Origin of the sequence: Thioclava sp. ES.031 (assembly GCF_002563775.1) — a bacterium.
Lineage (GTDB): Bacteria > Pseudomonadota > Alphaproteobacteria > Rhodobacterales > Rhodobacteraceae > Thioclava.
Map to the genome: position 1 here is coordinate 583,702 of NZ_PDJO01000001.1, position 25,269 is coordinate 608,970.

A 25,269-nucleotide genomic window follows, 5' to 3' on the forward strand; every position below is an offset into this window, starting at 1 on the left:
CCCGACAGGACATAGACGCGCGCGTGGCAATTGCCAAGCTGCCCGGAGGAGACCCATGACTTACCGTTCCCCCGTCACCGATATTCGCTTCATCCTCGACCACGTCGTGCCGCTTGCGCCGGTCGCGGCTACCGAGATGTTCGCCGAGGCGACCCCCGATATGGTCGAGGCGATCCTCACCGAAGGCGGCAAACTGTGCGACGAGGTGATCGCGCCGACCAATCGCGATGGCGATCTGACGCCCGCAAAACTCGAGAACGGCGTTGTGCGCTCGCCTGCTGGCTTCAAGGAGGCCTTCGCGGCGCTGGCCGAGGGCGGCTGGATCGGCATCGCGGCGGACCCGGAGCATGGCGGGATGGGCCTGCCGCAGGCGCTCAATGTCGGTTTCAACGATATGCTCTCGGGCGCGAACCTGTCGCTGCAGCTCAGCCCGCTGCTGACGCAGGGCCAGATCGAGGCGCTGGAGCATCACGCCTCCGACGAGATCAAGGCGCTCTATCTGCCCAAGCTGATCTCGGGCGAATGGTCGGGCACGATGAACCTGACCGAACCGGGGGCGGGCTCGGATGTCGGCGCGCTGACGACGAAGGCCGTGCCGAACGATGACGGCACCTATGCGATCTCGGGGCAGAAGATTTTCATCACCTGGGGCGACAATGACTGCGTCGAGAATACCTGCCATCTCGTGCTGGCGCGTCTTCCCGATGCGGCCCCCGGCACGAAGGGCATCAGCCTCTTCATGGTGCCGAAGCTGATCCCGGACGCCGACGGCAAGCCGGGCGTGGCGAATTCGCTGAAAGTGGTCTCGCTGGAGCACAAGCTGGGCATCCACGGCTCGCCCACCTGTGTGATGAGCTATGAGGGCGCGACCGGCTGGCTGGTCGGTGAAGAGAACAAGGGCATGGCCGCGATGTTCACGATGATGAACAACGCGCGTCTGAACGTGGGTGCGCAAGGCATCGGCGTGGCCGAGGCCGCCTATCAGCAGGCGCTGGCCTATGCGAAGGACCGGGTGCAGTTTGCGCCGATCGTCGAGCATGCCGATGTGCGCCGGATGCTGGCGGGCATGAAGGCCGAGATTTTCGCGGCGCGTTCGATCGCGCTGGCCTGTGGCGTCGCGATCGATATGGGGCGCGCGACGAATGATGCGAACTGGCAGGCCCGCGCGGCGCTGCTGACGCCGATCGCGAAGGCTTACGGCACCGATATGGGCATCCGCGTGGCCTCGACCGGCGTGCAGGTGCATGGCGGCATGGGCTTCATCGAGGAAACCGGTGCCGCGCAATATCTGCGCGATGTGCGGATCACCACGATCTACGAGGGCACTAACGGCATTCAGGCGATGGACCTTGTGGGCCGAAAGATGATGGACGAGGGCAAGGCCGCCTTCCGTCTGCTGCAGGAGATCGAGGACGAGGCGCAGGGCGCGCGCGAGGCCTTCCCGGTGCTGGCCGAAGACGTCTGGCAGGCCGCCGAGGAGCTGCGCGAGCATACCGAATGGATGGTCAGCCAGGGCATGCAGGACCGCTTCGCGGGGGCCGTGCCCTATCTCGACGCTTTCGCGCGGGTGCTGGGTGGCTATTACCACCTGCGCGCCGCGATGGCCGAGGGCCGCGATTCCGCGCGCGGGCATCTGGCCGCCGTCTATATCCGCCGCCTGATGCCCGCCTATGCGGCCTCGCTGGCCGAGGCCAAGGAAGGGGCGGAAGGGCTCTACGCGCTGAGCGTCGAAGATCTCGAGGCATGAGGGGCGACGGCGCTCCCGTGTCGACGAATGGCATCCGCTACCCTTGGGCGGAGCCGCCCGAGCCGGGCGGAGCGGTCGAGGTCGCGCCCGGGGTGATGTGGATCCGTCTGCCGCTGCCGATGGCGCTCGATCACGTCAATTGCTTCGCGCTCGATGAGGGCGATGGCTGGGCGCTGGTCGATCCCGGCATCGACACGCGCAAATGCCGCGCGGCGCTGCAGGCGGCGATGGATGGCCCGCTGGGCGGCAAGCCGGTCACCAGGGTCTTGGTGACGCATTACCACCCCGATCACATCGGGCTGGCGGGCTGGCTGCAGGAGCAGGGCGCGGAGCTGATCACGACCCGGACCTCGTGGCTGTTTGCGCGGATGCTGCAACTCGATCCGCAGGATCGGCCCGTGGCCGAGACGCTGACCTATTACCGGCGCGCCGGGATGGACCCGGCGCTTCTGGACAAGCGCGCCAACGAACGGCCCTTCAACTTTGCCGATTGCGTCCACGCGCTGCCGCTTGGCTTCACCCGGATCGTGGAGGGCGACGAGATCACCCTCGGCGGGCGGCGCTGGGCGGTGAAGATGGGCGACGGGCACGCGCCCGAACATGCGACGCTGTGGAGCCTCGACGACGATCTGGTTCTTGGCGGCGATCAGCTTCTGCCCTCGATCTCGGCCAATCTCGGCGTCTATGCGACCGAACCCGAGGCCGATCCGCTGGCCGATTGGCTGACCTCCTGCGCGCGCTTTGCCGAGATCGCGGAGGATCGCCACCTCGTGCTGCCCGGCCACAAGCTGCCCTTCACCGGGCTGCCGCTGCGGCTGCGTCAGATGATCGAGAACCACGAGGGCGCGCTGAAACGTCTGCGCAAGCACCTCGACACCCCGCGTACCGCCTGCGAGTGCTTCCCGCCGCTGTTCAAACGCCAGATCGACGAGAGCACCCACGGGCTCGCGATGGTCGAAGCGATGGCGCATCTCAACCATCTTTGGCACAAAGGGGAGGTGAGCCGCACCTTGCGAGAGGACGGCGCCTGGCTCTGGAGCCTGAAATGACCGAGATACGCACCACCGCCGAAGCCCATGAGGAAGCCGCCCTTCCGAATGCGAAGGTGGTGCATACCTCGGAGAACGCGCCGAAGACTGCCGAGGTCAAACCGCTTCCGCCCGAACTGGCCCGCGGACGGCCCGAGGATAAGAGCCCGGCGCAATGGGCCTATGAACGGGTCCTGCTCTATATCCAGAACTTTGAAGAGCAGTTGCAGGAAGACGAGGAGGTCGTGCTTGGCCTCACCGGCGGCGAGGCGGGGGTGCTGCAGATCGAGGGGATCGGCTTTTTCGACCCCGACATCCTCACCTTCTACGGCACCGACGAATACGGTGCGCGCACGCAGCTCATCCAGCATGTAAACCAGCTCAACGTGATGCTGATCGCCCAGCCGAAACCGGCTGCGGACGAAGCGCCGCGCCGGATCGGCTTCCGGCTCGCCCGCGCGCTGGAGCAAGAAAATGCGTCCGACAGCGCGAAGCCTCAAGACGAGGCGTGACAGCTTGTCGCGGCTCGGCTAGTTTTCCCTCTGGGAGACAGCGCAAAAGGGAGAACGCGCAATGGCCGAGTATAAACCGGGCAATATGGACATTCGTGATCAGGAGAGAACATTCAGCGGTTTTGTTCGCTTCGTCACGATTTCGGTGATTGTGATCATCTGCTTTCTGGTGTTTCTCGCTCTCGTAGGCGGCTGACGCGACCGGCGGCGGCTGAAAAAGACACGCTTGGGAACGGGAGATCGGGCAGATGATGCGCGTGCTTCTTGTCTGTCTGATGCTGCCGCTTCTTCTGGCTGGCTGCGGGGCGGATAATATCTATGCCTCGGATGCCGAGGTCGCCAAATATCGCTATGTTTCCGACGAGCCGCCTTCGGTTACGCTCTACACCGTGATCTCGACCAATACCGGGTCGGGTGGGCATTCGGCGCTGCTGATCAACGGGCGCGAGCGGATCATCTTCGATCCGGCAGGCACCTGGAATCATCCCTGGGCGCCCGAGCGCCACGATGTGCATTTCGGCATTACCGAGAAGATGCGGAAATTCTACATCGACTATCATGCCCGCGAGAGCTGGTATGTGCGGGCCCAGAAGCTTCCGATCACGATGGCGCAGGCCGATCAGCTGATGGCCCGCGTGGAGCGCAACGGTTCGGTCAACAAGATGATGTGCGCGGATTCGGTATCGAGCGCGCTGCGCGACATGCCGTGGCTGCACGACAAGGTGCCCTTCACCTTCTCGCCGCTGAAATTGTCGAAGGCGTTCGGGCAGCTGCCGGGCGTGACCGAGAAGGATCACTACGACAACGATCCCGACGACAATTCCGGCGTGCTGATGATCCAGCAGCAGCCCTACAATCACGGCGACACCCAGTTCAGAAACTGACCGGGCCTTCAGGCATCGCCTCGCCTGCGTGACAATGCGCGGGCGAGTGCGGGACCTGCGATCAGCACCAGCAGGAAGCGGCCAATCTGCATCGCCATGACGAAGGGCACATCGACCTGCGTGCCCGCTGCGATGATCGCGACCGAATCCGCTCCGCCGGGGCTGGTGGCGAGATAGGCGGTCACCGGCTCGATCCCGGCGAAATAGACCAATCCCATCGCGAAGGCGGCGCAGAGCGCGATCAGCGCGATGATCGAGCCGAGGATGCGTGGCAGCAGCCTTGCGGCATGGCGCAGCACGGCGCGGGTGAAGCGCATCCCGATCCCCCAGCCGACGACCGCATAGCTGATTGCGAGCACGGTCTGGGGCAGGGTGATCTCCAGAAGGCCCGTGGCGCTCGCGATCAAGCCGAAGGCCATCGGCAGCAGCAGCCCGCCACCCGGAATGCGCAGCCGCACGCCCAGAAAGGCCGCCCCGATCCCGAGCGCGAGCGTCTCGACCGCGGCGAAGAAGTCCATCGGGCCTTGCTCGGCGAGTGCCGCGCCGACATCCCTCGCCTGCGCCACGCCGAAAATCTGCACGACGGCAGTTGCGGCGATCGCACAGCAGGCGACGCGGGTATATTGCATCACGGCGACAAGCCGCATGTCAGCGCCGTAATCGTCCGACATAAGCGTCATCGCGGTCGCCGCGCCGGGGGAGGAGCCCCAGATCGCCGTCGTGCCGGGCAAGCCGCCCGCACGCGCCATCACCCAGCCGAGCACGCTCGCCCCCAGCACGGTGGAGAGCGTCCCGGCAAGGAAGATCGGCCAGTCGCGGGCGATCTCGGGCAGGATCGAGGCGGGAAGCTTCGAGGCGATCATCACGCCCACGACACCCTGCGCCGCGATGAAGCCCAGAGGCGGCAGCCGCACCGCCCCGCCGCTCGCGGCAAGCGCGATCGCGACCGCCATCGGCCCCAGAAGAAGCGCCGCCGAGAGATGCGCGAGACTCAGCGCGAAGGCCAGAAGCGCGGAGCCTGCGAGGAGGACGGCCCAGCGCAATGCAGGGGGCCAGCGGTCGGGGGCGTATCGGAAGGGAGGCGATGAGCGCATAGGGGGCTTTGAAGATGGAAATCAGGTGCTTCCGAGCAGATAGGGTGATGCGCGTCAAGCGCCCAGCGAAATCCGCAACTTCTGCCCAGTAGAGCAAATTTCGGTCGGTCGGGCCCGCCTTCACCTCAAGCGGAGAATTCTCCGCTTTCTCGTTTCATCGACGTGAATTGAATTGATCCGTGCGCAAAACGCGTCACTCTGGAGGCGGCCCCGCATCTCTTTGCGGGCAATGACCCAAAGGCCTCACCACAAGCCCTTCCAGCCTACGGGATTGGTGGGGGAGCCCTTCGGGCTGGTGAGGTCAGTCCGGTCGCTCTTGCGATCGGACATATTCCTTGATCGTTTCCAGCGGCGCTCCACCGCAACTGCTCACGAAATAGCTCGGCGACCAGAGGGCGCCGCCGAGGCGCTTCAGGCTCGGGAAGTCTCTTCGGAGCCGCCGCGACGTCGTGGTCTTCACCGCATTCGCGAAATCAGCGACCGCCTCGGCGGGCGGCAGCGAGAACAGGATATGGATGTGATCGGCCTCCGCGCCGAACTCCTCCAGCGCCCCGCCGCGAACATCGCAGCGCTCACGGATCGCGATCTCGGCCGCTCGCAGCATTTCGTCCGTCAGCACTGCTCGGCGCCGCTTCGTTACCAGAACCATATAGTAGTGGAGGCTGAAAACGCAATTGTTCGTACGGCTATAGGATTGATCCGACATGTAGGAACCAATATAATAATCACGCCATGACCGCAACTCGATCCCTCTCCTTCAAGCTCTACCCGTCGCCCGCGCAGGAGGCGGCGCTATGGCGCAAGCACCTGCTGCTGAAAGACCTGTGGAACGCCGCGCTCGAGGAGCGGATCGGCGCCTGGCGGCGCAGCGAGACCCGGATCACGCGCTCCGATCAGGAGAAGGCGCTGAAGGAAATCCGCATGGGGCTCGAGGGCTGGCGCGGGCTCGTCCACACCCATGAGGCCCAGATCGTTCTGAAGCGCCTGGATCTCGCCTTCCAGGCCTTCTTCCGCCGCCTGCGCGCGGGCGGTGCGCCGGGCTTTCCGCGTTTCAAGAGCGCCGCGCGCTTCCGCGGCTGGGGCTACAAGCAGCATGGCAACGGCTTCAGGGTCGAGATGCGCGACGGCGGTCGCCACGGCCACGCCACTCTGTTCGGCATCGGGCGCATGCGGATGCGGGGCGTCGCGCGCACGCCAGGCCGCGTGCTCAAGGCCGATGTGACCCGAACAGTTCATGGCTGGATGCTCAACGTGGTCGTAGAGACCGGTTGCGCCGAGCGCGCGCCGGCCGAGGGACCGGCCGCGGGGCTCGATTGGGGCGTCTCGACATTCGCCACGCTCGCGCATGAGGATGGCACCTTCGAGGAGGTCCCGAACCCGCGTCACCTTGACCTCGAGGCCGAGAGCCTCAAGGCCGAGCAGCGCCGGCTCTCGGCCGCGGCCCGGGCGCGGAAGATTTCCCGGCGGGCGCTGCAAAAGCATCGTCGCGATCTGGCGCGACGCCATGCGAAGATTGCCGCGCGCCGGAAGGACTTCCTGCACAAGACGAGTGCGCGGATCGCCGGGCGGCACCGCCTGATCGCAACCGAGGCGCTGGCGGTGCGCAACATGACCGGCTCGGTCCGCGGCACCGCGGAGGCGCCGGGCCGGAATGTGGCCCAGAAGGCGGGCCTGAACAGATCGATCCTGGACACGGCCCCGGCCGGGTTTTTGAACATGCTCCGATACAAAGCGGAAGAAGCTGGTGCGGAGTTCCTTGAGGCGAAGACGCGAGAGCTGAAGCCGTCACAGCGCTGCCCGGACTGCGGCGCGCTGCGGAAGAAGACGCTCGCGGAACGCCGCCACGATTGCGACTGCGGCTGCCATCTCGGGAGAGATGAGGCCGCGGCCCTCGTTTTGTTGCGGTGGGGGCTCGCGCAGAGCCGCCATCGCCAGAACGCGGAAACAATCAACCCGGCCGGGACGGTCGGGGATCAGGCAGCCGCCTGATCCGAAACCCCTTCCAACCTACGGGATTGGTGGGGGAGGTTCATATATGGGAGGAAAGGATGTTCCAGAACATCAAGCTCGTCGCGGGGGCGGTTGCATTGAGCGCACCCGTTGCCAAGGCCGAAGCCTTCATCAATATCCTGACCGGGGCGCCTCGGGCGTGTATTATCCGCTCGGCGTGGCGCTGTCCGAAGTCTACGGCGAGAACATGAAGGGCGTGCGCGTTCAGGTGCAATTGACGAAGGCGTCGGTCGAGAACCTGAACCTGCTGCAGCAAGGCCGGGGGGAGCTGGCCGTCGCATTGGGCCTCTCGGTCTCGACGGTGAATATGCATCTGCGGAACCTGCGCGAGAAATTCGGCCTTCGCACGACCAATACCGTCGTCGCACGGGTCGTGGAATTGGGTCTCTGCGAAGAAGACGCTCTTAGAGCCGGCTTATGAAATGCACGCCGCAATCGAGCGAACGATAGCTGTAGAGCGAGACGTTCGACCGGTTGCGGCGCGCGGTGCAGCTTAGCTGCGGCGTCGTGCCCATCACCTTGAAGCGGTCCAGGCCGACCGAGGCGGTGAGGGAAATATCGCGATCCATTCGCGCCTTCCCGAACAGAGGAAAGTCGCCATCGAAATCGCGCAGGCCCACGGTCGCAGAGAGCTTCGCGCTCAGCCTTTTCGTGAGGCGACGGCTGGCTCCGGCGGTCAGGGCCGCGCGCGTGTAGCTTTGATAGTCGCTGCGCACATCCGCGCGCTCAAGCTGCAACCCGAGGTCGACTCGTGACCTTCGCCAAATGGCCCGGTCGTAGCCCAGATTGAGCGCGTAGCGCGGCCCGTTTAGGTGGCGCTTTTCTTCGAAACGGCTTTGCGTGACGGAGCCGATGACCGTGAGGTTCGCATCATGGGCGAGGCGCCAGTGGCGGTCGAGACTGAGACTCGTATCGGTCGCATCGGATCGCGTCTGTCCCGGTGCCGCGGCATAGAAACTGCGCCCGACCTCGATGGTCGCGCCCCAGGGCGCCCCTGCGATGAGACGGTCGTAGCGCACCGAAAGGCTCGGCTTCACGAAGCGCAGTTCCTTCGGCGAATACCAGTTTCCCGACACCGCGCCGCGCAGGCGAAGCCGCCAATCGAGCGCGGGGTGGATGTGGTAACCCGCTCACCGGTCGAGGCTGCGGGGCGCTTTGGTTCAAGACATGCGAAACGAGCCCGTTAGGGACTTGTCGCGGATAGTTCTGCTAAAAGGGGAAGTGGTGCTGCTGGAGAGACTTGAACTCTCGACCTCTCCCTTACCAAGGGAGTGCTCTACCGCTGAGCTACAGCAGCGCCGGTTTCGGTCCGTCGCTTCGACCGTGGCGGGGATTTAGACGCAATCGCGCGGGGGTGCAAGGGCAAATCTTGCTCTCTCTCGACAGGATTTCACAGGCGGGTTAAACGAGGCGCCATGACAGGCGGAAAGAAAGATGGATCGGGCACGTCCCGCGATGCGGAATTGAGCCGCGAAGAGCGTCGGGCGCAGGCGCTGCGCGCGAATCTGCAGCGGCGCAAGGCGCAGGCGCGCGCCCGCAAATCCGAATCCAAGCCGCCGAATAACAACGAATCCGAGGGCAGTTGACATGGACAGCATCGTCGTACGCGGCAACGGGCCACTTTCCGGCCAAATCCCGATCGCGGGGGCGAAAAACGCCTGTCTCGCGCTGATGCCGGCCACGCTGCTCAGCGATGAGCCGCTGACCCTGACCAATGCGCCGCGCCTGTCGGACATCCGCACGATGACCGAATTGCTGGCGAGCCTCGGCGCGGAAGTGACTGCGCTGCAGGATGGCAAGGTTCTGGCGACCTCGTGTCATGGCGAGATCAACCCGGTCGCGGATTATGAAATCGTCCGCAAGATGCGCGCCTCGAATCTGGTGCTGGGGCCGCTGCTGGCACGTCTGGGCCATGCGGTCGTGTCGCTGCCCGGCGGCTGTGCGATCGGCGCGCGCCCGATGGATATCCATGTCGACGCGCTCGCGGCGCTCGGGGCGGAGATCGAGCTGAAGGATGGCTATCTGCATGCCGAAGCGAAGGGCGGGCTGAAAGGCGCCACCCACGAGATGCGCTTTGCGTCCGTTGGCGCGACCGAGAACTTCCTGATGGCGGCCTCGCTCGCGAAGGGCACGAGCGTGCTGAAGAACGCAGCCCGCGAGCCGGAAATCGTCGATCTGGCGAAATGCCTGCGTGCGATGGGTGCGCAGATCGAGGGCGACGGCACCTCTGAAATCGTGATCGAGGGCAAGGATCGGCTGCACGGCGCGACTCACCCGGTGGTCGCCGACCGGATCGAGCTCGGCACCTATATGCTCGCACCCGCGATCTGCGGCGGCGAGGTGGAGTGCCTGGGCGGTCGAATCGATCTGCTGGAGAGCTTCTGCGAGAAACTCGACGCGGCGGGCATCTCGGTCGAGCAGACCCATACCGGCCTCAAGGTCGCGCGCAAGAATGGCCGCATCCGCGCGGTCGACGTAACGACCGAGCCGTTCCCCGGCTTCCCGACCGATCTTCAGGCGCAGATGATGGCGCTTCTTTGCACCGCCGAGGGCACCAGCGTTCTGGAAGAGAAGATTTTCGAGAATCGCTTCATGCACGCGCCTGAACTGGTGCGGATGGGGGCGAATATAGACGTCCATGGCGGTCATGCGACGGTCCATGGCGTCGAGAAGCTCAAAGGCGCGCCGGTGATGGCGACCGACCTGCGGGCCTCCGTGTCGCTGATCCTCGCAGGGCTGGCCGCGGAAGGCGAGACCGTCGTCAGCCGTGTCTATCACCTCGATCGCGGCTATGAGCGCGTCGAGGAGAAACTGGCGGGCGTCGGAGCGCATATCGAGCGCGTGAAAGCGAATTGATCGGCTGGCAATCCCCGCCGTCTTCCCCATATCGAATGCAGAGGTGACCCAATGACCCGTGATGCGAAATTCGAAGAGGGCGGCGAAGGCGCGATTGCGCTGCGCGCCGAGACCCGCGACGACCTCTCCGTGATCGCGGCGCTGGTGCAGGATGCCGTGCTGCCGATCACCGAGATCGCCTGGGAGGCGAAGTCCCGGCGGCTGGCGCTGCTGATCAACCGGTTCCGCTGGGAGGATAAGGCGCAGGCCGAGGCCGAGAAGCGCCCCTATGAGCGTGTGCGGTCGCTGCTGGTGATCTCGGACGTCACCCATGTCGCAAGCATGGGGATCGATCGCTCGGATCGCGACGTGGTGCTTTCGATCCTCGATATCACCTTTGAAGAGGCCGAAGACGGCGCTGGTCGCGTGACCCTGACGCTGGCGGGCGATGGCGCGCTGGCGACCGATGTCGAATGTCTCGATGTCGATCTGCGCGATGTCGAACGTCCCTATCGGGCGCCCTCCGGCAAGGTGCCGCATCATCCCGAGTGAGCCGCGTTTTGCCGCCGGAGATGCCTCCGGCGGGGATATTTACGCCAAGTCGAAGTGGAATTGCCCTTGGGGGCAGGGTCGCGCTTGCGGGGCAGGGCGGGAGTCTCTAATCCGAAGAGCGCAATAGGAGACTGTCGATGCCGCACTTTCTGGACACGCGCGAAGAGGGCTTTGAGGCCCGGTTTGTCGAACTTCTGGGGATGAAGCGCGAGGACAGCCCCGATGTGGATGCTGTCGTGGCCGGGATCATCGCGGATATCCGCAAGCGGGGCGATGCGGCACTGATCGAGCTGACCGCCAAATTCGACCGACTGGAGCTGACGCCCGAGACGCTGGCGTTTGCTCCCGAAGAGATCGAGGCCGAGGTCGCGAAAGTGCCCGCCGAGGAGCGCGCGGCGCTGGAACTGGCGGCCGAGCGTATCCGCGCCTATCACGAGCGCCAGATGCCCCATGACGCGCGTTGGATCGACGCGAGCGGGGCGGAACTTGGCTGGCGCTGGGGGCCGGTCTCGGCGGCGGGACTCTATGTGCCCGGCGGGCTGGCGAGCTATCCCTCTTCGGTGCTGATGAACGCGATCCCGGCAAAGGTCGCGGGCGTGGAGCGTCTGGTGGTGGCCTGTCCGACGCCGGGCGGGGCGGTGAACCCGCTGGTGCTGCTGGCCGCGCAACTGGCGGGCGTCGATACGGTCTACCGGATGGGGGGCGCGCAGGCGATTGCTGCGCTGGCCTACGGGACCGAGACGATCACGGCGGTCGACAAGATCACCGGGCCGGGCAACGCTTTCGTGGCGGCGGCCAAGCGGCGCGTCTTTGGGCGCGTGGGCATCGACATGATCGCGGGGCCGTCGGAAATCCTCGTGATCGCGGATGGCACGGGTGACCCGGATTGGATCGCGCTCGACCTGATGAGCCAGGCCGAGCATGACGAAAGCGCACAGGCGATCCTGATCACCACCGACGAGGCTTTCGGTAAGGCGGTCGTCGCGGCGGTCGAGAAACGGCTCGAGACGCTGGAGCGCCGTGCGATTGCAGGTGCGAGCTGGCGTGACTTCGGGGCGGTGATCGTCGCGCGCGATCTGATGGAGGCGGCCGAGCTGTCGAACCGGGTCGCCCCCGAGCATCTGGAGCTGTGCGTCGCCGATCCCGATTGGCTCTCCGAAGCGATCACCCATGCCGGCGCGATCTTCCTTGGCGCCTACACGCCCGAAGCGATCGGCGATTACATTGGCGGGCCGAACCACGTTCTGCCCACGGCGCGCTCGGCGCGGTTTTCCTCGGGCCTGTCGGTGATGGATTTCATCAAGCGCACGACGCTGGCGAAGATGACGCCCGGCGCGCTGAAGGCGATCGGCCCTTCGGCCGAGGTTCTGGCGAAATCGGAAAGCCTAGAGGCGCATGGGCTGTCGGTGCGTGCGCGGCTCGATGCGCTCAATGACGAAGGGGAGGGGTGATGGCCCGGATCTCGCATATCCAGCTGGACACGGGCGGGCTGCCCGCGCCCTCGCCCGAGATCGAGCAGGAGCGCAAGGTCGCGATCTACGATCTGCTCGAGGATAACAGCTTCAACATCCCGGGCCGCGACGGGCAACCTGCACCCGAAGGGCCGTTCGCACTGACGCTTGGCGTGCGCGACCGGCGGCTGGTTTTCGACACCGAAACCGAGAGCGGCGCGAAAGTGGCGGAGTTTCATCTGTCCTTCGGCCCGTTCCGGCAGGCGGTGAAGGATTATTTCCAGATCTGCGAGAGCTATTTCGAGGCGGTCAAGAAACTGCCGCCCAGCCAGATCGAAGCGATCGATATGGCCCGGCGCGGCATCCATAACGAAGGCGCGCGCATCTTGCAGGAGCGTCTCGAAGGCAAGGCCGAGATTGACATCGACACGGCGCGGCGCCTCTTCACCCTCGTTGCCGTTCTCGCCCCGAGGTAAACGGATGGGCGAGATCCCCAACTCCGTTCTTTTTGCGTGCGATCATAACTCCACGCGCTCCCCGATGGCCGAGGGGATGATGAAGAAATTCTACGGCACCGAATGTTACGTGCAGTCGGTGGGCGTGAAGGCCGATTTGGAGATCGACGGCTTCACCATCGCGGTGATGGCCGAGATCGGCGTCAATCTCGAGCGTCACCGCGCGCGCTCTTTCACCGAGCTGCAGGAATGGGGTGATGATCTGTCGGCTTTTGACCTAGTGATCGCGCTCTCGCCCGCCTCGCAGCGTCAGGCGCTGGAGCTGACCCGGTTCTTCCATCTCGACGTGGAATACTGGCCGATCCTCGATCCGACCGGGATCGGCGAGACGCGCGAGGCCAAGCTTGCCGCCTATCGCGACACCCGCGACCAGATCCGCCGCCATCTCATCGACCGTTTCGGTCCGCCTCAGGAGTAAGCCCATGCCGCGCGCCCGCACTCTCGACACGATCTCGCGTTACTACGACGCCTTCAACACAGGCGATACGGCAGGGATGGAGGCCCAGCTGGGCGAGCCTTTCGCGCATCATGTGAACGAGGGAAAGATCCGCCACGGGATCGAGGCGTTCCGCGAATTCAACAAGCATATGAGCCGCTGCTATCGCGAGCAGCTGACCGACATGGTCATCATGGCCAATGACTCAGGCACGCGGGCGGCGGCGGAGTTCATCGTGAACGGCGTCTATCTGGAAACCGATGACTGGCTGCCCGAGGCGCATGGGCAAAGCTATGTTCTGCCGGCGGGGGCTTTAACAGCTTCCATTTGACTTATACTTTTCGCATCATATATTATCGAAATGATGAAGAGGCTTGTAAGTATTGGCGAGGCCGCAAAGGCCCTGGGCGTGACTCCGCTCACCTTGCGCAGATGGGATGAGAGCGGCAAGCTCAAACCCGACCTCGTAACCGAGGGTGGGCGGCGCCGCTATGACCTCGCCAAACTTCAGCCGGAGCTCCATCGGCAGCAGGATAACGCTGCTCGGCGCACGGTTGCCTACGCACGCGTTTCCTCCCATGACCAGAAACCTGACCTGGAGCGCCAGGCGCAGCTTCTCGAGGCCTATTGCGCCGGGCAGGGCTGGACCTACGAGGTGCTCACCGATCTCGGCTCTGGCATGAACTATCGCAAGAAGGGCCTCAAGCGCCTACTCGAAGACATTGTCGAGGATCGCGTCGGCCGACTGGTCATCACTCACAAGGATCGTTTGCTGCGCTTCGGCGCCGAGCTCGTCTTCGCGATCTGTGAGGCGAAGAACGTCGAGGTCGTAATCCTGAACCAGGGCGAAGACACCAGCTTTGAAGAGGATCTTGCCCGGGACGTGCTTGAGATCGTCACGGTGTTCAGCGCACGGCTCTACGGTGCGCGCTCCCGCAAGAGTGCGAAATTGATCGCAGACATCAAGGCCGCGGCCGAAGGGGGCGATGATGGCACTTGATGGAGCAGCGATCTCTACCCGGATCATGACAGTTCACCGCATCGCCCTCGATGTAGACAAGGCGCAGGACGCACTGTTTGCGCAATGCGCCGGCATCGCCCGGTTCAGCTGGAACTGGGCTCTCGACCGATGGAAATCCCAATATACCGCGCATTGCGAAAACAATTCCCTGCCCAAGCCTTCCGAGGCTGCGCTGCGACGCGAACTCAATGCCATCAAGCGGGCTGAATACCCCTGGATGCTGCATGCGCCCAAAGCGGTTCCACAGCAGGCTATCAAGAATCTTGGTGCCGCGTTCAAGGGGTTCTTCGAGGGGCGCTCCCGCTATCCCAACTTCAAAGCAAAAGATCTCTGTCGTGAGAGCTTTCGGCCGGACAATGGCCCCGGGACATTCCGTGTCGAAGGGCGACGCCTGAAACTGCCGCGCATTGGCTGGGTGTCTATGCGGGAGGCCCTGCGCTTTGGTTCCGACATGAATCCAACCTTGAAATCCGTCACCATCTCGCGGGAGGCGGGCCGGTGGTTCGCGGCGATTGCGGTTGAGATCGATCACAGCTTTACACCTCGCCCCGAAGGGGCGGTCATCGGCGTCGATCTCGGCGTTACGGATCTGGCCACCTTGAGCGACGGCCGCAAGTTCTCCGGTTCAAAATCCTTGGGTCGCAACCTGAAGCGGCTCGCACGACTGCAGAGATCTCATGCGCGAAAACAAAAGGGCGGGAAAAATCGGGCACGGTCTCGTGCCCGGATTGCAAAGCTCCATGCACGCATCCGCAACATCCGCCACGATGGGTTGCACAAGCTCACTAACAAGCTGTCGCGTGAAGCCAGCACAGTGGTCATCGAAGACCTCAATGTTCGCGGCATGATGGCGAACCGGCATCTTTCCCGCGCCATTTCCGATATGGGGTTTTTCGAGTTCCGTCGGCAGCTGAGCTACAAGCTCGCGCGCCTTGGTGGCATTCTTGTTGCCGCCGGCAGGTTCTTTGCGTCCAGCAAGATCTGTTCGGCATGTCACACCAAAGCGGAACTTCTTCCGCTCTCGGTCCGCTCATGGACCTGCGCCAATTGCGGCGCGCAGCACGATCGCGACATCAATGCGGCGATCAACCTCAAGAATCTGGCCGGTAGCGAGGACCTCAAGGTCCGTCCGGTGTCAGCTTGTGGAGTGGAAGGCTCTGGCGGCGGGACTGATCCTGTCGTGAAACCGGCCACGATGAAGCAGGAAAATGGACCTGATCAGAAAAGATCAGGTCCATGAAAGCGGCGTTCTTCACGCTCGACGAGGGCAAGATCACGCGCGTCGTCACCTATTACAACCTCGCCGACTGGATCGCGCAGGTCTCATGATGGAGGTGCGGCGGCTGACCGGAGAGGCGCTGGATGCGGCGCTCGACGACGTGGCGCGGCTGCGGATCGCGGTGTTTCGGGACTGGCCCTACATCTACGATGGATCGCTCGACTATGAGCGGCGCTATATCCAGAGCTATCGGGAGAGCGAGGCCGCCGTGGTCGTCGGTGCCTTCGACGGGGCGACGCTGGTGGGCGCCGCGACGGGCACGCCGCTTGAAGATCACGCCGGTGATTTCGCCGCACCGTTCGCAAGCACCGGGCTGAAACTGGAAGACGTGTTCTACTGTGCCGAGTCGGTCCTTCTGCCCGACTATCGCGGGCAGGGGCTGGGTCACGCCTTCTTCGACCACCGCGAGGCCCATGCGCGCGAGTTGGGGCGCAGCCATTCGGTCTTCTGCTCGGTGATCCGGCCCGACGATCATCGGCTCAAACCTGCCGCGTATCGCCCGCTCGACGGGTTCTGGCGCAAGCGCGGCTATGCGCCGATGGAGGGCGTGATCGCTCGGTTCAAATGGACCGATCTGGGTGAGAAGAGCCAGACCGAGAAGGCGCTGCAATTCTGGGGGCGCACGCTGTGAGCCGCGAGGTGACGATCGCGGCGGCGGCCTATCCGCTCGACTGGTTCGAGGATTGGGCGGGCTATGCGGCGAAGGTCGCGGCTTGGGTGGCCGAGGCCGCAGGGCAGGGCGCGCAGCTTCTGGTCTTTCCCGAATATGGCGCAATGGAACTGGCGAGCCTCGGCGGCGCAGAGGTCGCGGGCGATCTGGAAGCCGCGCTGGTCCATGTGGCCGGGCTGCGGGCGGACATGGAAGCGCTGTTCGCCGACCTCGCGGCGGAGCATGGCTTGCATATTCTCGCCCCCTCCGGACCCGTCATCGACGGCACCAAGCGCGTCAACCGAGCGAGCCTGTTCGGCCCCGGCGGGCTGATCGGGCATCAGGACAAGGTGATCATGACGCGGTTCGAGCGCGAGATCTGGCATGTCGATGCAGGCGAGGGGCTGGTGCTCTTCGACACCGCGCTCGGCAAGATCGGCGTCACGATCTGCTACGACAGCGAATTCCCCCTGCTGGCGCGCGCGCTGGCCGAGGCGGGGGCGGAGATCATCCTCGTGCCCTCCTGCACCGACACGTTCGCGGGCTATAATCGGGTGCGGATCGGCGCGATGGCGCGCGCGCTGGAAAACCAATGCGTGACCGTGCAGGCGCCCACCGTGGGCGACGCGCTCTGGTGTCCGGCTGTGGACGAGAACCGCGGCACGGCTGCGATCTTCGCGCCACCCGACGGGCTCTGGCCGGAAAGCGGGATCGTGGCCGAAGGGGCGCCCGACTCACCCGGCTGGACCTTCGCGACGGTGGACTTGGATCGCGTCGCGCAAAGCCGCACCGCAGGAACCGTTTTGCCCTTCAAACATTGGTCCGAGCAGTCCGAAGCGGCCCAAATAATCCGGATCGCCTCGGAAAACCCCGCCCAGCCTTGACATTGCCCTTGAATTTCGCGGCTTACGAGCGCATTTAAACGCTCGCCCGCAGATGACGCGGGTAACCATTTATGGAGTGACCATGGCCAAGGAAGAAATGCTCGAATTTCCCGGTGTCGTGAAGGAACTCCTGCCTAACGCGACGTTTCGGGTCGAGCTGGAAAACGGCCATGAGATCATCGCGCATATGGCAGGCAAGATGCGTAAGAACCGCATCCGTGTTCTGGCAGGCGACAAGGTTCAGGTGGAAATGAACACCTACGACCTCACGAAGGGTCGTATCAACTACCGCTTCAAGTGAAGCTGATCCTCGGCTCGGCGAGCCCGCGACGGCGAGAGCTTCTGGCCCAGCTCGGGCTGGAGCCTTTTGACGTGCGCCCCGCCGATATCGACGAGACGCCGTTCAAGGGCGAGGCCGCGCGCGACTATGTCGCCCGCATGGCCCGCGAGAAAGCGATGGCGCTCGATGTGGCCGATGACGAGGTGCTGCTGAGCGCCGATACCACGGTGACCTGCGGGCGCCGTATCTTGGGCAAACCCGAAGACGAGAAAGAAGCGGCGGAGTTTCTCTGGCTGCTCTCCGGGCGTCGGCACCATGTGTTTACCGCTGTGGCGGTGCGCACGGCGCAGCGCCTGCGCGAACGGCTTGTCGATACGGTGGTGAAGTTCAAGCCGCTCAGCGACGAGGACGTGAACGGCTATCTCGCCTCGGGCGAATGGCACGGCAAGGCGGGCGGCTACGCGATCCAGGGACGCGGCGGAGTTTTCGTCCCGTGGATTCAAGGATCTTTCACCGCAGTCGTGGGCCTGCCGCTCGCAGAAACCGCAACGCTGCTCGCGAGCGCGGGCATTCGAGGGGAAGTGTAATGCAGGGGCGCGTGGTTCTGCTGGACGAGATCGCCGGTCGCGAAGCGGCGGCGCTGATGGTCGACGGGCAACTGGAAGACCTGATTATCGACACCTCGGAGGAGATCAGCTTCGCCCCCGGCGCGATTCTGCGCGGCACGATCGGTCGCCAGATGAAAGGGCAGGGCGGCGTCTTCGTCGATCTGCCCGAAGGCGGACGTGGCTTCTTGAAAGAGGTAAAGGGGCTTGCCCCCGGCCAGACCGTGATCTGCATGGTCTCTGGCGGCACCGAGCCCGGCAAGGCGCTGCCCGTGACGCTGCGCGCGCTGTTCAAATCGCGCTACGCCATCGTCACCCCCGGCGCGCCCGGCATCAACGTCTCGCGCCGGATCCATGAAGAGGAACTGCGCGCCGATTTGCAGGCAGCAGCCGAGGCGGTGATGGAAGGCTCGGATATGGGCGTGATCCTGCGCTCCGCCGCGGCCCATGTGCCGCTCGAAGAGGTGGCTGAGGATGTCGCGGCGATGCGCGAACTGGCCGAGGCCGTGACCAACGACGTTGAGGGCGGGCCGGAGCTTCTCGTCGACGCGCCCGATCCGCATGAAGAAGCTTGGCGCGACTGGGCCGAACCGGTGCCGGACGAGGTAATCGAAGGCGGGTTCGACGATCACGGCGTTACCGACGCGATCGAAGCGCTTCTGCACCCGCGGGTCGATCTGCCGGGCGGGGCGCATCTGATGATCGAGCCGACTCGCGCCCTGATCGCGGTCGACGTCAATACCGGCAACGACACGACACCCGCCGCGGCGCTCAAAGCGAATATCGCCGCGGCTCGCGAATTGCCCCGTCAGCTGCGCCTGCGCGGCCTTGGAGGGCAGGTCGTGATCGATTTCGCCCCGATGCCCAAACGCGACCGTCAGGCGCTCGAGCAGCAGCTGCGCCGCGCCGTCAAAGGCGAGCCCGAGACGTCGCTCGCAGGCTGGACGCCGCTGGGTAATTTCGAGATGCAACGCAAGCGCGACCGCGTCCCGCTCGTGCGCCTTCTGCGGGGCCAGAACAGGGAGGCGAAATGAGCTGTCCGATCTGCGGCAAGGTTGCCGACCCGAAATATCGCCCCTTCTGTTCGAAGCGTTGCGCCGATGTCGATCTGGCGCGCTGGCTGAACGGATCCTACGTCATTCCCGGCGATATCGCCGAGGAAGAAGAGCGCGCGCCGACCGGTCCCGCAGGCGATGATACGCCCCCCGGCAAGCCGCACTGAGACGTTTCGCAAGTTCCCGTAAATTTCTGCGAAATCCCTCTGGACACCCCCCGCGCCCTCGTCTAGTAACCGCTCCACCAAGACCGAAAGGTCGCAGTGCCCGGATAGCTCAGTTGGTAGAGCAGCGGATTGAAAATTCGCGTGTCGGTGGTTCGAGTCCGCCTCCGGGCACCACTAAAATCCTCAAAATTGAATTACGTGTTGGTCTGGCTTCGCTCTATTCATAGCGTGGCTTCAAACGGTTCTGCGCCGGTGAACTTCCCCCGCCGCAGACTGGAATAACTTAACGCGGAAACTGCGGCTTGGGCGTGCGCGCGACCTCGTCGGCAGTCGCGGTGTGATTCAGCACATAATGCGTCGCGACGACGTCGCCGATCAGCCCGGCAGCGGCTTCCGAAGCCGGATCGAAACCGCGCTCCACCGCCTGACCCAGCAGCGCAGCGTCATAGCCGGTGGCGATGAGTAGCCACGGCATCGGAGCATCGGCGCCGCGCAGTGCTTGCTCGCGCGTCATCGGCGGCGGTGCAGTCGGACGAAGCAGCTGAACGCTGGCGATACCCGGGCGATAGGCGATCTCCCGCAGCACCTCCTGTGCGATCCAGGAAGCCGCAGCGTCTTCATTTCCGGGGCCGGGTTGAAAGCGGAAGGCGGTGGCGAAACCGCCCAGACCGTAGCCCTCGCTCGCCGGAATCGTGCAGAAACCGCGCATCATGCCGCGAAATCTCGGCATGATCGCACCAGTCCAGGATGTGGGGTTGTTCAGGCGGTCGAGGTAGCCCTGCGACGTCGCCACGTCGGTCCCGCTGACTTCATAGGTGACCATGTAGCGTGGCCCGCTCTCGGTCGCGATCCAGCGCGTCGCCCGCAGGAACCCAGGAACCGAGAGGCGCTCATGCAGGTGCTCATGGCTGTGCCAGTGGTCGTGGTCGGCGGTGTCACCGTCGATGTCATAGAACAGCACCATCGCCGCATCGCTGCAAAGCGCCATGGTCCGCCTCCCCCGCTTGTTTGGATTGGCCTGAAGCTATCGACGGGTGCCGGGGAAGGCAAGTTGTGGTGCTATCCCTTTGTCGTAGCTGCTCCGCTCCGACAAGGCGCGCAATTCCAACGCGCTCAAGCCGCATTCGTCGCCCAGATACAAAACGCCGCCGCAAGCCCCTGAACATCAAAGCCAAACCCGCAGGCTCCCGATCTGAACGACGCAGCGCTGGGGCAGGTCAGTGCGGTGAAGTGTCTTGAAGCGCGCCCTCGAAGAAATTCGTCACGGTGGCGCGCACAGTTGCTTCGACGTCGATTTCCAAGGGCATGTTGTAGACGAATTTTCGAATGGCGATGTAGAACACCGCTCCGTGTAGCCCCCAGAGGAGTTCGACCTCGTCGGTGTCTGGCGCAGCGCGGTCTTCGGCGTCTTGCCGGGAAGCGCGCAATTCCATCGCAGCCGGTTCGATGATCTTCGTTCGAATGATATCGAGGTAGCGTTCGGTCAGCCCGTAGGACTTCAGCCCGGACGACACGAAAATGCGAACCCAGTCATAGTCGAACACCCGTTCAGAGTATTCGATGTAGAATTGCGTAAGGCGATCCTGAAGAGAGCGGCCGCCTTCGAGCACCAGCTGTTCCCAGTCCGGGTTCCAGCGCTCGAGAAAAACATGCTCGTAGACGCGTTCGATCAGTGCGTCCTTGCTTTCGAAATGCCGGTAGATGACCGCGTGGGACACGCCCATACGCTTGGCCAGTTCGCGTGTCTGGCCCTCAAATCCCGATTCGGCGAAGAACCGGACCGCCTCGGTGACGATCAGTTTTTCGCGTTCCTCCCCGCGCATGTTCTTGCGGCGCGGCCGTTGATTTTCGGTCTTTTTCTCCGAGGTCATGCCTGTCTCTCTTCTCTTATCCCGAGCCTAATGCAAACTATTGTAGTAACCAACTGGTCATTTTTTCTTGACCGGTCCCGATTGTCCTGCATTATAGAAGTTACCAATTGGTCACTTTGTAGCTGGGGAGAGCTGCGGGCCAGAGGAGGATAAGTGAAACTACCATCGTTCGAATTTCTGCGTGCGCGCAGTCTTGCTGAGGCATGGGCGCTGCATTCCGACGCGGGCGGCGACGCGGTCTACCTGTCGGGCGGGCACAGTGTCGTGCCCTCGATGGCGCTGCGTCTGCAGGCGCCGTCGCGGCTGATCGATATCTCGCAAATTGCCGAACTGCACGGTGTCGAGCTACAGGGCGATGCGCTGCGCATCGGTGCGATGACCCGTCATGCGGAAGTTCTGGCCAATCCGTTGATCGCGCGCCATGCGCCGCTGCTTTCCCGCGCTGCACCCCATGTCGCGCACCCGGCAATTCGCAATCGTGGCACGATCGGTGGCAATCTGGCGCTCGCCGATCCGGCATCGGAATTCCCGGCTGCTGTGCTGGCGATGCGGGCGGAGCTCGAGGTCATGGGCCCCGAAGGCCAGCGCATGATCGCCGCCGACGATTTTTTCCTCGACCTCTACGAAACCGCCCTCATCCCCGGCGAAGTGCTGACCGCCATTCACGTGCCGCTCCCTCCCGAAGGACGGATGTTCGGCTTCGACGAGATCGCGCGTCGCCGGGGCGATTACGCCATGGTGGGCGTTGCCGCACAGGCCGATCTGTCCGATGGCGTGGTTTCCGATGCGTCGGTGACGCTGTTTTCGGTGGGTGTCACCCCGATGCGCGCCACCGCAGCGCAAGACGCGCTGAAAGGCGCGCCGCTTTCAACGGACTCCATTGCCCGCGCTCAGGCCGCCCTGGCCACCGATCTCGACCCACCCGACGATCCCGGTTTCCCGGCAGAGCGTCGCCTGCAACTCGCGCGCGTCCTCCTGGGACGGGTGCTGACCCGGATGGAGGCTGTTCAATGAAGGTTATGTTGAGCACGACCGTGAATGGTGAACAGGTTCAGGAAGCCGTTCTCCCCCGCACCAGTCTCGCCGATTTCCTGCGCGAGGATCTGGGCCTGACGGGCACGCATCTGGGCTGCGAAATGGGTGCCTGCGGGGCCTGTCTGGTGCTCATGGACGGCGTTCCGGTGCATGCCTGCCTCGTGCTGGCGGTGCAGGCGGAGGGGAGCACGATCGAGACGATCGAGGGGCTCAACGAGACCGGGGCTGCGGCCGATCTTCAGGCGCGTTTCCACGACCGCAACGCGCTGCAATGCGGTTTTTGCACGAATGGAATGCTGATGAGCGCGCAGGCGTTGCTGGAGGCGAACCCGGCACCGACCCGAGACGAAATCCGCGACGCGCTGTCGGGCAATTACTGCCGCTGCACAGGCTACGAGGCCATCGTGGACGCCATCGACACCACCGCCCGCGACCGCGCGGCCCGGACGGAGGCGGCGAAATGACCATGCATATCGGCCAGTCGCAGCGCCGCGAGAATGCGCGTCGCCACCTCTCGGGTCGGGGGCACTTTGTCAGCGACCTCACCTTGCCGCGCATGCTGCACGCTGTCTTTGTCCGCAGCCCGATGGCAAAGGGTCGGCTCGTCGAGATCGACACGAGCGAAGCCGAACAATCCCCCGGCGTGGTGCGGATCCTGACCGCCGCCGAGCTGAACGCGCGCTGCAAGCCGTGGGTCGGCACGCTCGCGCATTTCGCAGGCATGCAGAGCCCGCCGATGAACATCCTCGCCGAGGAGGAAGTGCTGTGGACCGGCCAGCCGGTGGCGATGATCATCGCCAAGAGCCGGGCCGAGGCCGAGGATGCCGCCGACTTGGTGATGGTGGATATCGAGGATTCCGAGCCGGTGACCGATGGCGCTGCGGCCTTGCAGGACGGCGCGCCCTTGGCGAACAGTGCTGCGCGAAACAATCTGTGTTACGAGGCGCTGTTGGAAACGCCAGCGGTGAACGAGGCCTTCGCCGATGCCGCGCATGTGGTCGAGGCCAGCTTCACTTTTGGCCGCCACACCGCCGTCACGCTCGAGCCGCGCGCGGTGATCGCCGATTTCGACCCGTCGAGTGGCGCGCTCACCGTGCATCACGGGACGCAGACACCCTATCAGTTCCAGGACGTCTATGCGCGCCACTTCGGTCTGCCCGAGGGCAAGGTCCGCGTCATCGCACCCGATGTGGGCGGCTCGTTCGGCATGAAGCTGCATGTCTATAACGAAGAGATGGGCGCCGTCGCGGCGAGCATGATCCTCGAGCGCCCGGTGCGCTACGTGGCCGACCGGCTGGAAAGCTTTCTTTCCGACATCCATGCTCGCGATCATATCGTGAAAGGCCGCATGGCGCTGGACGCGGAGGGCAAGATCCTCGCGATGGACGTCGATGATCTGGCGCCGGTCGGTGCGGTCTCGGCCTATCCGCGCACCAGCGCTGCCGAGGGCAATCAGGTGATCCGCCTCATGGGCGCTCCCTACAACATGCCCGATTATCGCGGACGGCTGCAGGTCGCCTTTCAGAACAAGGTGCAAACGAGCCAGTATCGCGCGGTGGGGCATCCCATCGCCTGTGCGGTGACCGAGGCGCTGGTCGAACGGGCGGCGGAGGTCACGGGCCTCGATCCGTTCGAGATCCGTGCCCGCAACCTGATTGCCGACGATGCTTATCCGCATGTGTCGGCCACCGGCTATCAGTTCGAGAAGCTCTCGCATCAGGCCAGTCTGGCCAAGCTGCGCGAGATGATGGACCCCGACGCGCTACGTGCCGATCAGGCTCGACTGCGCGAACAGGGCATCTATCGCGGGTTCGGCATCGCCTCCTTTGTCGAGATCACTAATCCCGGCGCGGCGTTCTACGGCGTCGGCGGGGCGCGGATCTCGGCCCAGGACGGCGCAGTGGTGCGGATGACGCCCTCTGGCGACATCCATTGCGCCATCTCGGTCACCGAGCAGGGGCAGGGCACCGAGACGATCATCGCGCAGGTGGTCGCCGATCAGCTGGGTGTTTCGCCCGAACGGGTGAGCGTCACCACGGGCGACACCGCGACCACGCCAAGCGGCGGCGCCACCTGGGCCTGCCGGGGCGCGGGCATCGGCGGCGAGACGGCGCTGCGCGCCGGACGCAAGCTGCGCGAACGGATTTTGACCTTGGCGGGCGCGCTACTGCAGGCCGATCCGGCGACACTGCGGCTCGAAGATGGCGCGGTTGTCGATGTCGCCACGGGCGAGGCGCGCATCACGCTCGAAGAGATTGGCCGCGTCGCCACCTACCGCCCCGACACGCTGCCCGACGGGGTCGATCATTCGCTCACCGTCGCGCATCATTTCGCGCCCTCCGGCTACCCGTTCGATTTCACCAACGGCATCCAGGGCAGTCTGGTCGAGGTCGATGTGGAAACCGGCATCGTGCGGATCCTGAAACATTGGGTCGTCGAGGATTGTGGTCGCATCATCAATCCGCTTCTGGTCGACGAACAGATCCGCGGCGGCGTGGTGCAGGGGCTTGGCCCCGCCTTCTTCGAGGAATGCCAATACGACACTGACGGCCAGCTCACCAACGGGTCGCTCGCCGATTATCTCGTGCCCATGGCCTGCGAGATGCCCGATATCGAAATCGCCCATATCGAAACGCCGACCGAGGACACGATCCTTGGCGCCAAGGGCGTGGGCGAAGCGGGAACCGCCGCTGCCGGCGCCGCCGCGATGAACGCGGTGAATGACGCGCTGCGCCCCTTTGGCGCACGGCTCACCCAGACACCCATGACGCCGCTGCGCATCCTTGATGCGCTCGACGCGGCCCGAAAGCAAAGGACCGATCCATGAAGCTTGAAGGAGAGCAGCTCCTGAGCGCCGACCCCCAGACCGTCTGGGCGGCACTCTTCGACCGTGACGTGCTGGCCGAAGCCATTCCCGGTTGCGAAAGCCTCGAACAGCTGAGCGAAACCGAATTCACCGCCGTGGTGAAGCTCAAGATCGGCCCGGTTTCGGCCCGCTTCAAGGGCGCGGTCACGCTGAGCGATATCGTGCCCGGTCAATCCTGCACGTTGTCCGGCAAAGGCTCGGGCGGGGTCGCGGGGTTCGCCAAGGGGGCGGCACAGGTGACGCTGGTGCCCGAGGCGGACGGCACGCGGCTTTGCTATGATGCCGATATCGCGGTGGGCGGAAAGCTCGCCTCTCTCGGCAATCGGCTGATCGGCGCTACGGCGCAGAAGCTGACCGACGCCTTTTTCACGAACTTTTCCGATGCGTTGGCCCAACCGGAGGAGGCTGGGCCGACCTGATCCGCTGGCGCGCAGCGAGGTCAGGCCAGACACGAAAAAAGCGCGTATAACAAGAACCATCCTTGGGAGGAGGA

The 25,269-nt window shown here is 64.5% G+C and carries 29 protein-coding genes, 2 tRNA genes and 3 pseudogenes; 28 read left to right on the top strand and 6 right to left on the bottom strand.

Translation table 11 applies throughout. The annotated features are described in order from the left end of the window. Positions 1-55 precede the first annotated feature (55 nt). From AXZ77_RS02930 to AXZ77_RS02950, 5 genes are all read left to right on the top strand, one after another. Positions 56-1,747 (top strand): acyl-CoA dehydrogenase, encoded by a 1,692-nt coding sequence (locus tag AXZ77_RS02930; RefSeq protein ID WP_098409964.1) that lies wholly within the window; start codon positions 56-58, stop codon positions 1,745-1,747. Then, positions 1,744-2,796, top strand: coding sequence for an MBL fold metallo-hydrolase (locus AXZ77_RS02935; protein ID WP_098409965.1), 1,053 nt, complete (start codon positions 1,744-1,746; stop codon positions 2,794-2,796). The genes AXZ77_RS02930 and AXZ77_RS02935 overlap by 4 nt, the downstream gene beginning before the upstream one ends. Next, on the top strand, positions 2,793-3,287 hold the full coding sequence (locus tag AXZ77_RS02940; RefSeq protein ID WP_098409966.1) for a DUF6173 family protein: 495 nt from the start codon (positions 2,793-2,795) through the stop codon (positions 3,285-3,287). The genes AXZ77_RS02935 and AXZ77_RS02940 overlap by 4 nt, the downstream gene beginning before the upstream one ends. A 61-nt stretch (positions 3,288-3,348) precedes the next feature. Continuing rightward, positions 3,349-3,483, top strand: coding sequence for an aa3-type cytochrome c oxidase subunit IV (locus AXZ77_RS02945; protein WP_078521743.1), 135 nt, complete (start codon positions 3,349-3,351; stop codon positions 3,481-3,483). Positions 3,484-3,535: 52 nt separating this feature from the next. After that, complete coding sequence (locus AXZ77_RS02950) at positions 3,536-4,171, top strand: hypothetical protein (RefSeq protein ID WP_246831640.1); 636 nt, start codon at positions 3,536-3,538, stop codon at positions 4,169-4,171. Between the two features lie 8 nt (positions 4,172-4,179). On the opposite strand, the gene AXZ77_RS02955 is transcribed toward AXZ77_RS02950, so the two are convergent. Then, entirely contained in the window at positions 4,180-5,214 is a 1,035-nt protein-coding gene (locus AXZ77_RS02955; RefSeq protein ID WP_255266396.1) for an AbrB family transcriptional regulator, read from the bottom strand. A gap of 352 nt (positions 5,215-5,566) precedes the next feature. Continuing rightward, a complete protein-coding gene (gene tnpA, locus AXZ77_RS02960; RefSeq protein WP_141536208.1) occupies positions 5,567-5,971 on the bottom strand; it encodes an IS200/IS605 family transposase in 405 nt (134 codons plus the stop codon). Positions 5,972-5,997: 26 nt separating this feature from the next. Between tnpA and AXZ77_RS02965 the strand changes: the two genes are divergently transcribed. Both AXZ77_RS02965 and AXZ77_RS02970 read left to right on the top strand, forming a co-directional pair. Beyond that, positions 5,998-7,254 (top strand): RNA-guided endonuclease TnpB family protein, encoded by a 1,257-nt coding sequence (locus AXZ77_RS02965; protein WP_098409969.1) that lies wholly within the window; start codon positions 5,998-6,000, stop codon positions 7,252-7,254. Between the two features lie 59 nt (positions 7,255-7,313). Beyond that, positions 7,314-7,573: pseudogene (locus AXZ77_RS02970) on the top strand (TAXI family TRAP transporter solute-binding subunit); the annotation flags it as partial. A 106-nt stretch (positions 7,574-7,679) separates the two neighbouring features. Here AXZ77_RS02970 and AXZ77_RS02975 read toward each other — a convergent pair. Further along, complete coding sequence (locus tag AXZ77_RS02975; RefSeq protein ID WP_255266397.1) at positions 7,680-8,312, bottom strand: surface lipoprotein assembly modifier; 633 nt, start codon at positions 8,310-8,312, stop codon at positions 7,680-7,682. Between the two features lie 185 nt (positions 8,313-8,497). Further along, positions 8,498-8,572 (bottom strand) — tRNA-Thr (locus tag AXZ77_RS02980). 118 nt (positions 8,573-8,690) lie between these two features. On the opposite strand from AXZ77_RS02980, the gene AXZ77_RS19465 reads away from it, so the two are divergent. From AXZ77_RS19465 to AXZ77_RS03055, 17 genes and pseudogenes are all read left to right on the top strand, one after another. Beyond that, positions 8,691-8,861, top strand: coding sequence for a hypothetical protein (locus tag AXZ77_RS19465; RefSeq protein ID WP_165756964.1), 171 nt, complete (start codon positions 8,691-8,693; stop codon positions 8,859-8,861). Between the two features lies 1 nt (position 8,862). Further along, positions 8,863-10,131, top strand: coding sequence for a UDP-N-acetylglucosamine 1-carboxyvinyltransferase (murA, locus tag AXZ77_RS02985; RefSeq protein ID WP_083077647.1), 1,269 nt, complete (start codon positions 8,863-8,865; stop codon positions 10,129-10,131). A 51-nt stretch (positions 10,132-10,182) separates the two neighbouring features. Further along, positions 10,183-10,662: a DUF2948 family protein gene (locus AXZ77_RS02990; protein WP_098409971.1), complete on the top strand. Its 480-nt coding sequence runs from the start codon at positions 10,183-10,185 to the stop codon at positions 10,660-10,662. A gap of 137 nt (positions 10,663-10,799) precedes the next feature. After that, entirely contained in the window at positions 10,800-12,113 is a 1,314-nt protein-coding gene (hisD, locus tag AXZ77_RS02995) for a histidinol dehydrogenase (RefSeq protein ID WP_098409972.1), read from the top strand. Then, positions 12,113-12,589 carry a UPF0262 family protein gene (locus AXZ77_RS03000; RefSeq protein WP_078521735.1) on the top strand — a complete coding sequence of 159 codons (477 nt, stop codon included), beginning with the start codon at positions 12,113-12,115 and terminating at the stop codon, positions 12,587-12,589. The genes hisD and AXZ77_RS03000 overlap by 1 nt, the downstream gene beginning before the upstream one ends. A 4-nt stretch (positions 12,590-12,593) precedes the next feature. Beyond that, entirely contained in the window at positions 12,594-13,046 is a 453-nt protein-coding gene (locus tag AXZ77_RS03005) for a low molecular weight phosphatase family protein (protein ID WP_075775991.1), read from the top strand. Positions 13,047-13,050: 4 nt separating this feature from the next. Then, positions 13,051-13,377 (top strand): annotated as a pseudogene (locus AXZ77_RS03010) (nuclear transport factor 2 family protein); the annotation flags it as partial. A gap of 51 nt (positions 13,378-13,428) precedes the next feature. Beyond that, positions 13,429-14,064: an IS607 family transposase gene (locus AXZ77_RS03015; protein ID WP_098409974.1), complete on the top strand. Its 636-nt coding sequence runs from the start codon at positions 13,429-13,431 to the stop codon at positions 14,062-14,064. Then, positions 14,054-15,325, top strand: a complete 1,272-nt coding sequence (locus AXZ77_RS03020; RefSeq protein ID WP_218000462.1) for an RNA-guided endonuclease TnpB family protein — start codon at positions 14,054-14,056, stop codon at positions 15,323-15,325. The genes AXZ77_RS03015 and AXZ77_RS03020 overlap by 11 nt, the downstream gene beginning before the upstream one ends. Positions 15,326-15,330: 5 nt before the next feature. After that, positions 15,331-15,414: pseudogene (locus AXZ77_RS19235) on the top strand (isopropylmalate/homocitrate/citramalate synthase); the annotation flags it as partial. After that, positions 15,414-15,995 carry a GNAT family N-acetyltransferase gene (locus AXZ77_RS03025; RefSeq protein ID WP_098412418.1) on the top strand — a complete coding sequence of 194 codons (582 nt, stop codon included), beginning with the start codon at positions 15,414-15,416 and terminating at the stop codon, positions 15,993-15,995. The pseudogene AXZ77_RS19235 and the gene AXZ77_RS03025, both read left to right, overlap by 1 nt. An 8-nt stretch (positions 15,996-16,003) precedes the next feature. Then, positions 16,004-16,897, top strand: coding sequence for a carbon-nitrogen hydrolase family protein (locus AXZ77_RS03030; RefSeq protein ID WP_098412419.1), 894 nt, complete (start codon positions 16,004-16,006; stop codon positions 16,895-16,897). Positions 16,898-16,979: 82 nt separating this feature from the next. Continuing rightward, positions 16,980-17,198 carry a translation initiation factor IF-1 gene (infA, locus tag AXZ77_RS03035; protein WP_010397442.1) on the top strand — a complete coding sequence of 73 codons (219 nt, stop codon included), beginning with the start codon at positions 16,980-16,982 and terminating at the stop codon, positions 17,196-17,198. Next, on the top strand, positions 17,195-17,764 hold the full coding sequence (locus AXZ77_RS03040; protein ID WP_098409975.1) for a nucleoside triphosphate pyrophosphatase: 570 nt from the start codon (positions 17,195-17,197) through the stop codon (positions 17,762-17,764). The genes infA and AXZ77_RS03040 overlap by 4 nt, the downstream gene beginning before the upstream one ends. Further along, a complete protein-coding gene (locus tag AXZ77_RS03045; protein WP_098409976.1) occupies positions 17,764-18,816 on the top strand; it encodes a ribonuclease E/G in 1,053 nt (350 codons plus the stop codon). Before AXZ77_RS03040 ends, AXZ77_RS03045 begins: the two co-directional genes overlap by 1 nt. After that, positions 18,813-19,004 (top strand): DNA gyrase inhibitor YacG, encoded by a 192-nt coding sequence (locus AXZ77_RS03050; RefSeq protein WP_098409977.1) that lies wholly within the window; start codon positions 18,813-18,815, stop codon positions 19,002-19,004. The genes AXZ77_RS03045 and AXZ77_RS03050 overlap by 4 nt, the downstream gene beginning before the upstream one ends. Positions 19,005-19,102: 98 nt before the next feature. Further along, positions 19,103-19,178, top strand: a tRNA-Phe gene (locus AXZ77_RS03055). 109 nt (positions 19,179-19,287) lie between these two features. Here AXZ77_RS03055 and AXZ77_RS03060 read toward each other — a convergent pair. Together AXZ77_RS03060 and AXZ77_RS03065 are read right to left on the bottom strand one after the other, a co-directional pair. After that, positions 19,288-19,992, bottom strand: coding sequence for a hypothetical protein (locus AXZ77_RS03060; protein WP_098409978.1), 705 nt, complete (start codon positions 19,990-19,992; stop codon positions 19,288-19,290). A 229-nt stretch (positions 19,993-20,221) separates the two neighbouring features. Beyond that, the gene (locus AXZ77_RS03065) at positions 20,222-20,875 is read right to left on the bottom strand and encodes a TetR/AcrR family transcriptional regulator (protein ID WP_218000463.1); all 654 of its coding nucleotides are present in this window, start codon (positions 20,873-20,875) and stop codon (positions 20,222-20,224) included. A gap of 153 nt (positions 20,876-21,028) precedes the next feature. Between AXZ77_RS03065 and AXZ77_RS03070 the strand changes: the two genes are divergently transcribed. The 4 genes from AXZ77_RS03070 to AXZ77_RS03085 are packed head-to-tail and all read left to right on the top strand — an operon-like array spanning position 21,029 to position 25,195. Further along, a complete protein-coding gene (locus AXZ77_RS03070) occupies positions 21,029-21,889 on the top strand; it encodes a xanthine dehydrogenase family protein subunit M (RefSeq protein ID WP_098409979.1) in 861 nt (286 codons plus the stop codon). Next, positions 21,886-22,374, top strand: coding sequence for a (2Fe-2S)-binding protein (locus AXZ77_RS03075; protein WP_098409980.1), 489 nt, complete (start codon positions 21,886-21,888; stop codon positions 22,372-22,374). Before AXZ77_RS03070 ends, AXZ77_RS03075 begins: the two co-directional genes overlap by 4 nt. Beyond that, positions 22,371-24,737, top strand: a complete 2,367-nt coding sequence (locus tag AXZ77_RS03080) for a xanthine dehydrogenase family protein molybdopterin-binding subunit (protein WP_098409981.1) — start codon at positions 22,371-22,373, stop codon at positions 24,735-24,737. Before AXZ77_RS03075 ends, AXZ77_RS03080 begins: the two co-directional genes overlap by 4 nt. After that, positions 24,734-25,195 carry a CoxG family protein gene (locus AXZ77_RS03085; protein WP_083077612.1) on the top strand — a complete coding sequence of 154 codons (462 nt, stop codon included), beginning with the start codon at positions 24,734-24,736 and terminating at the stop codon, positions 25,193-25,195. Before AXZ77_RS03080 ends, AXZ77_RS03085 begins: the two co-directional genes overlap by 4 nt. Positions 25,196-25,269: the final 74 nt, after the last annotated feature.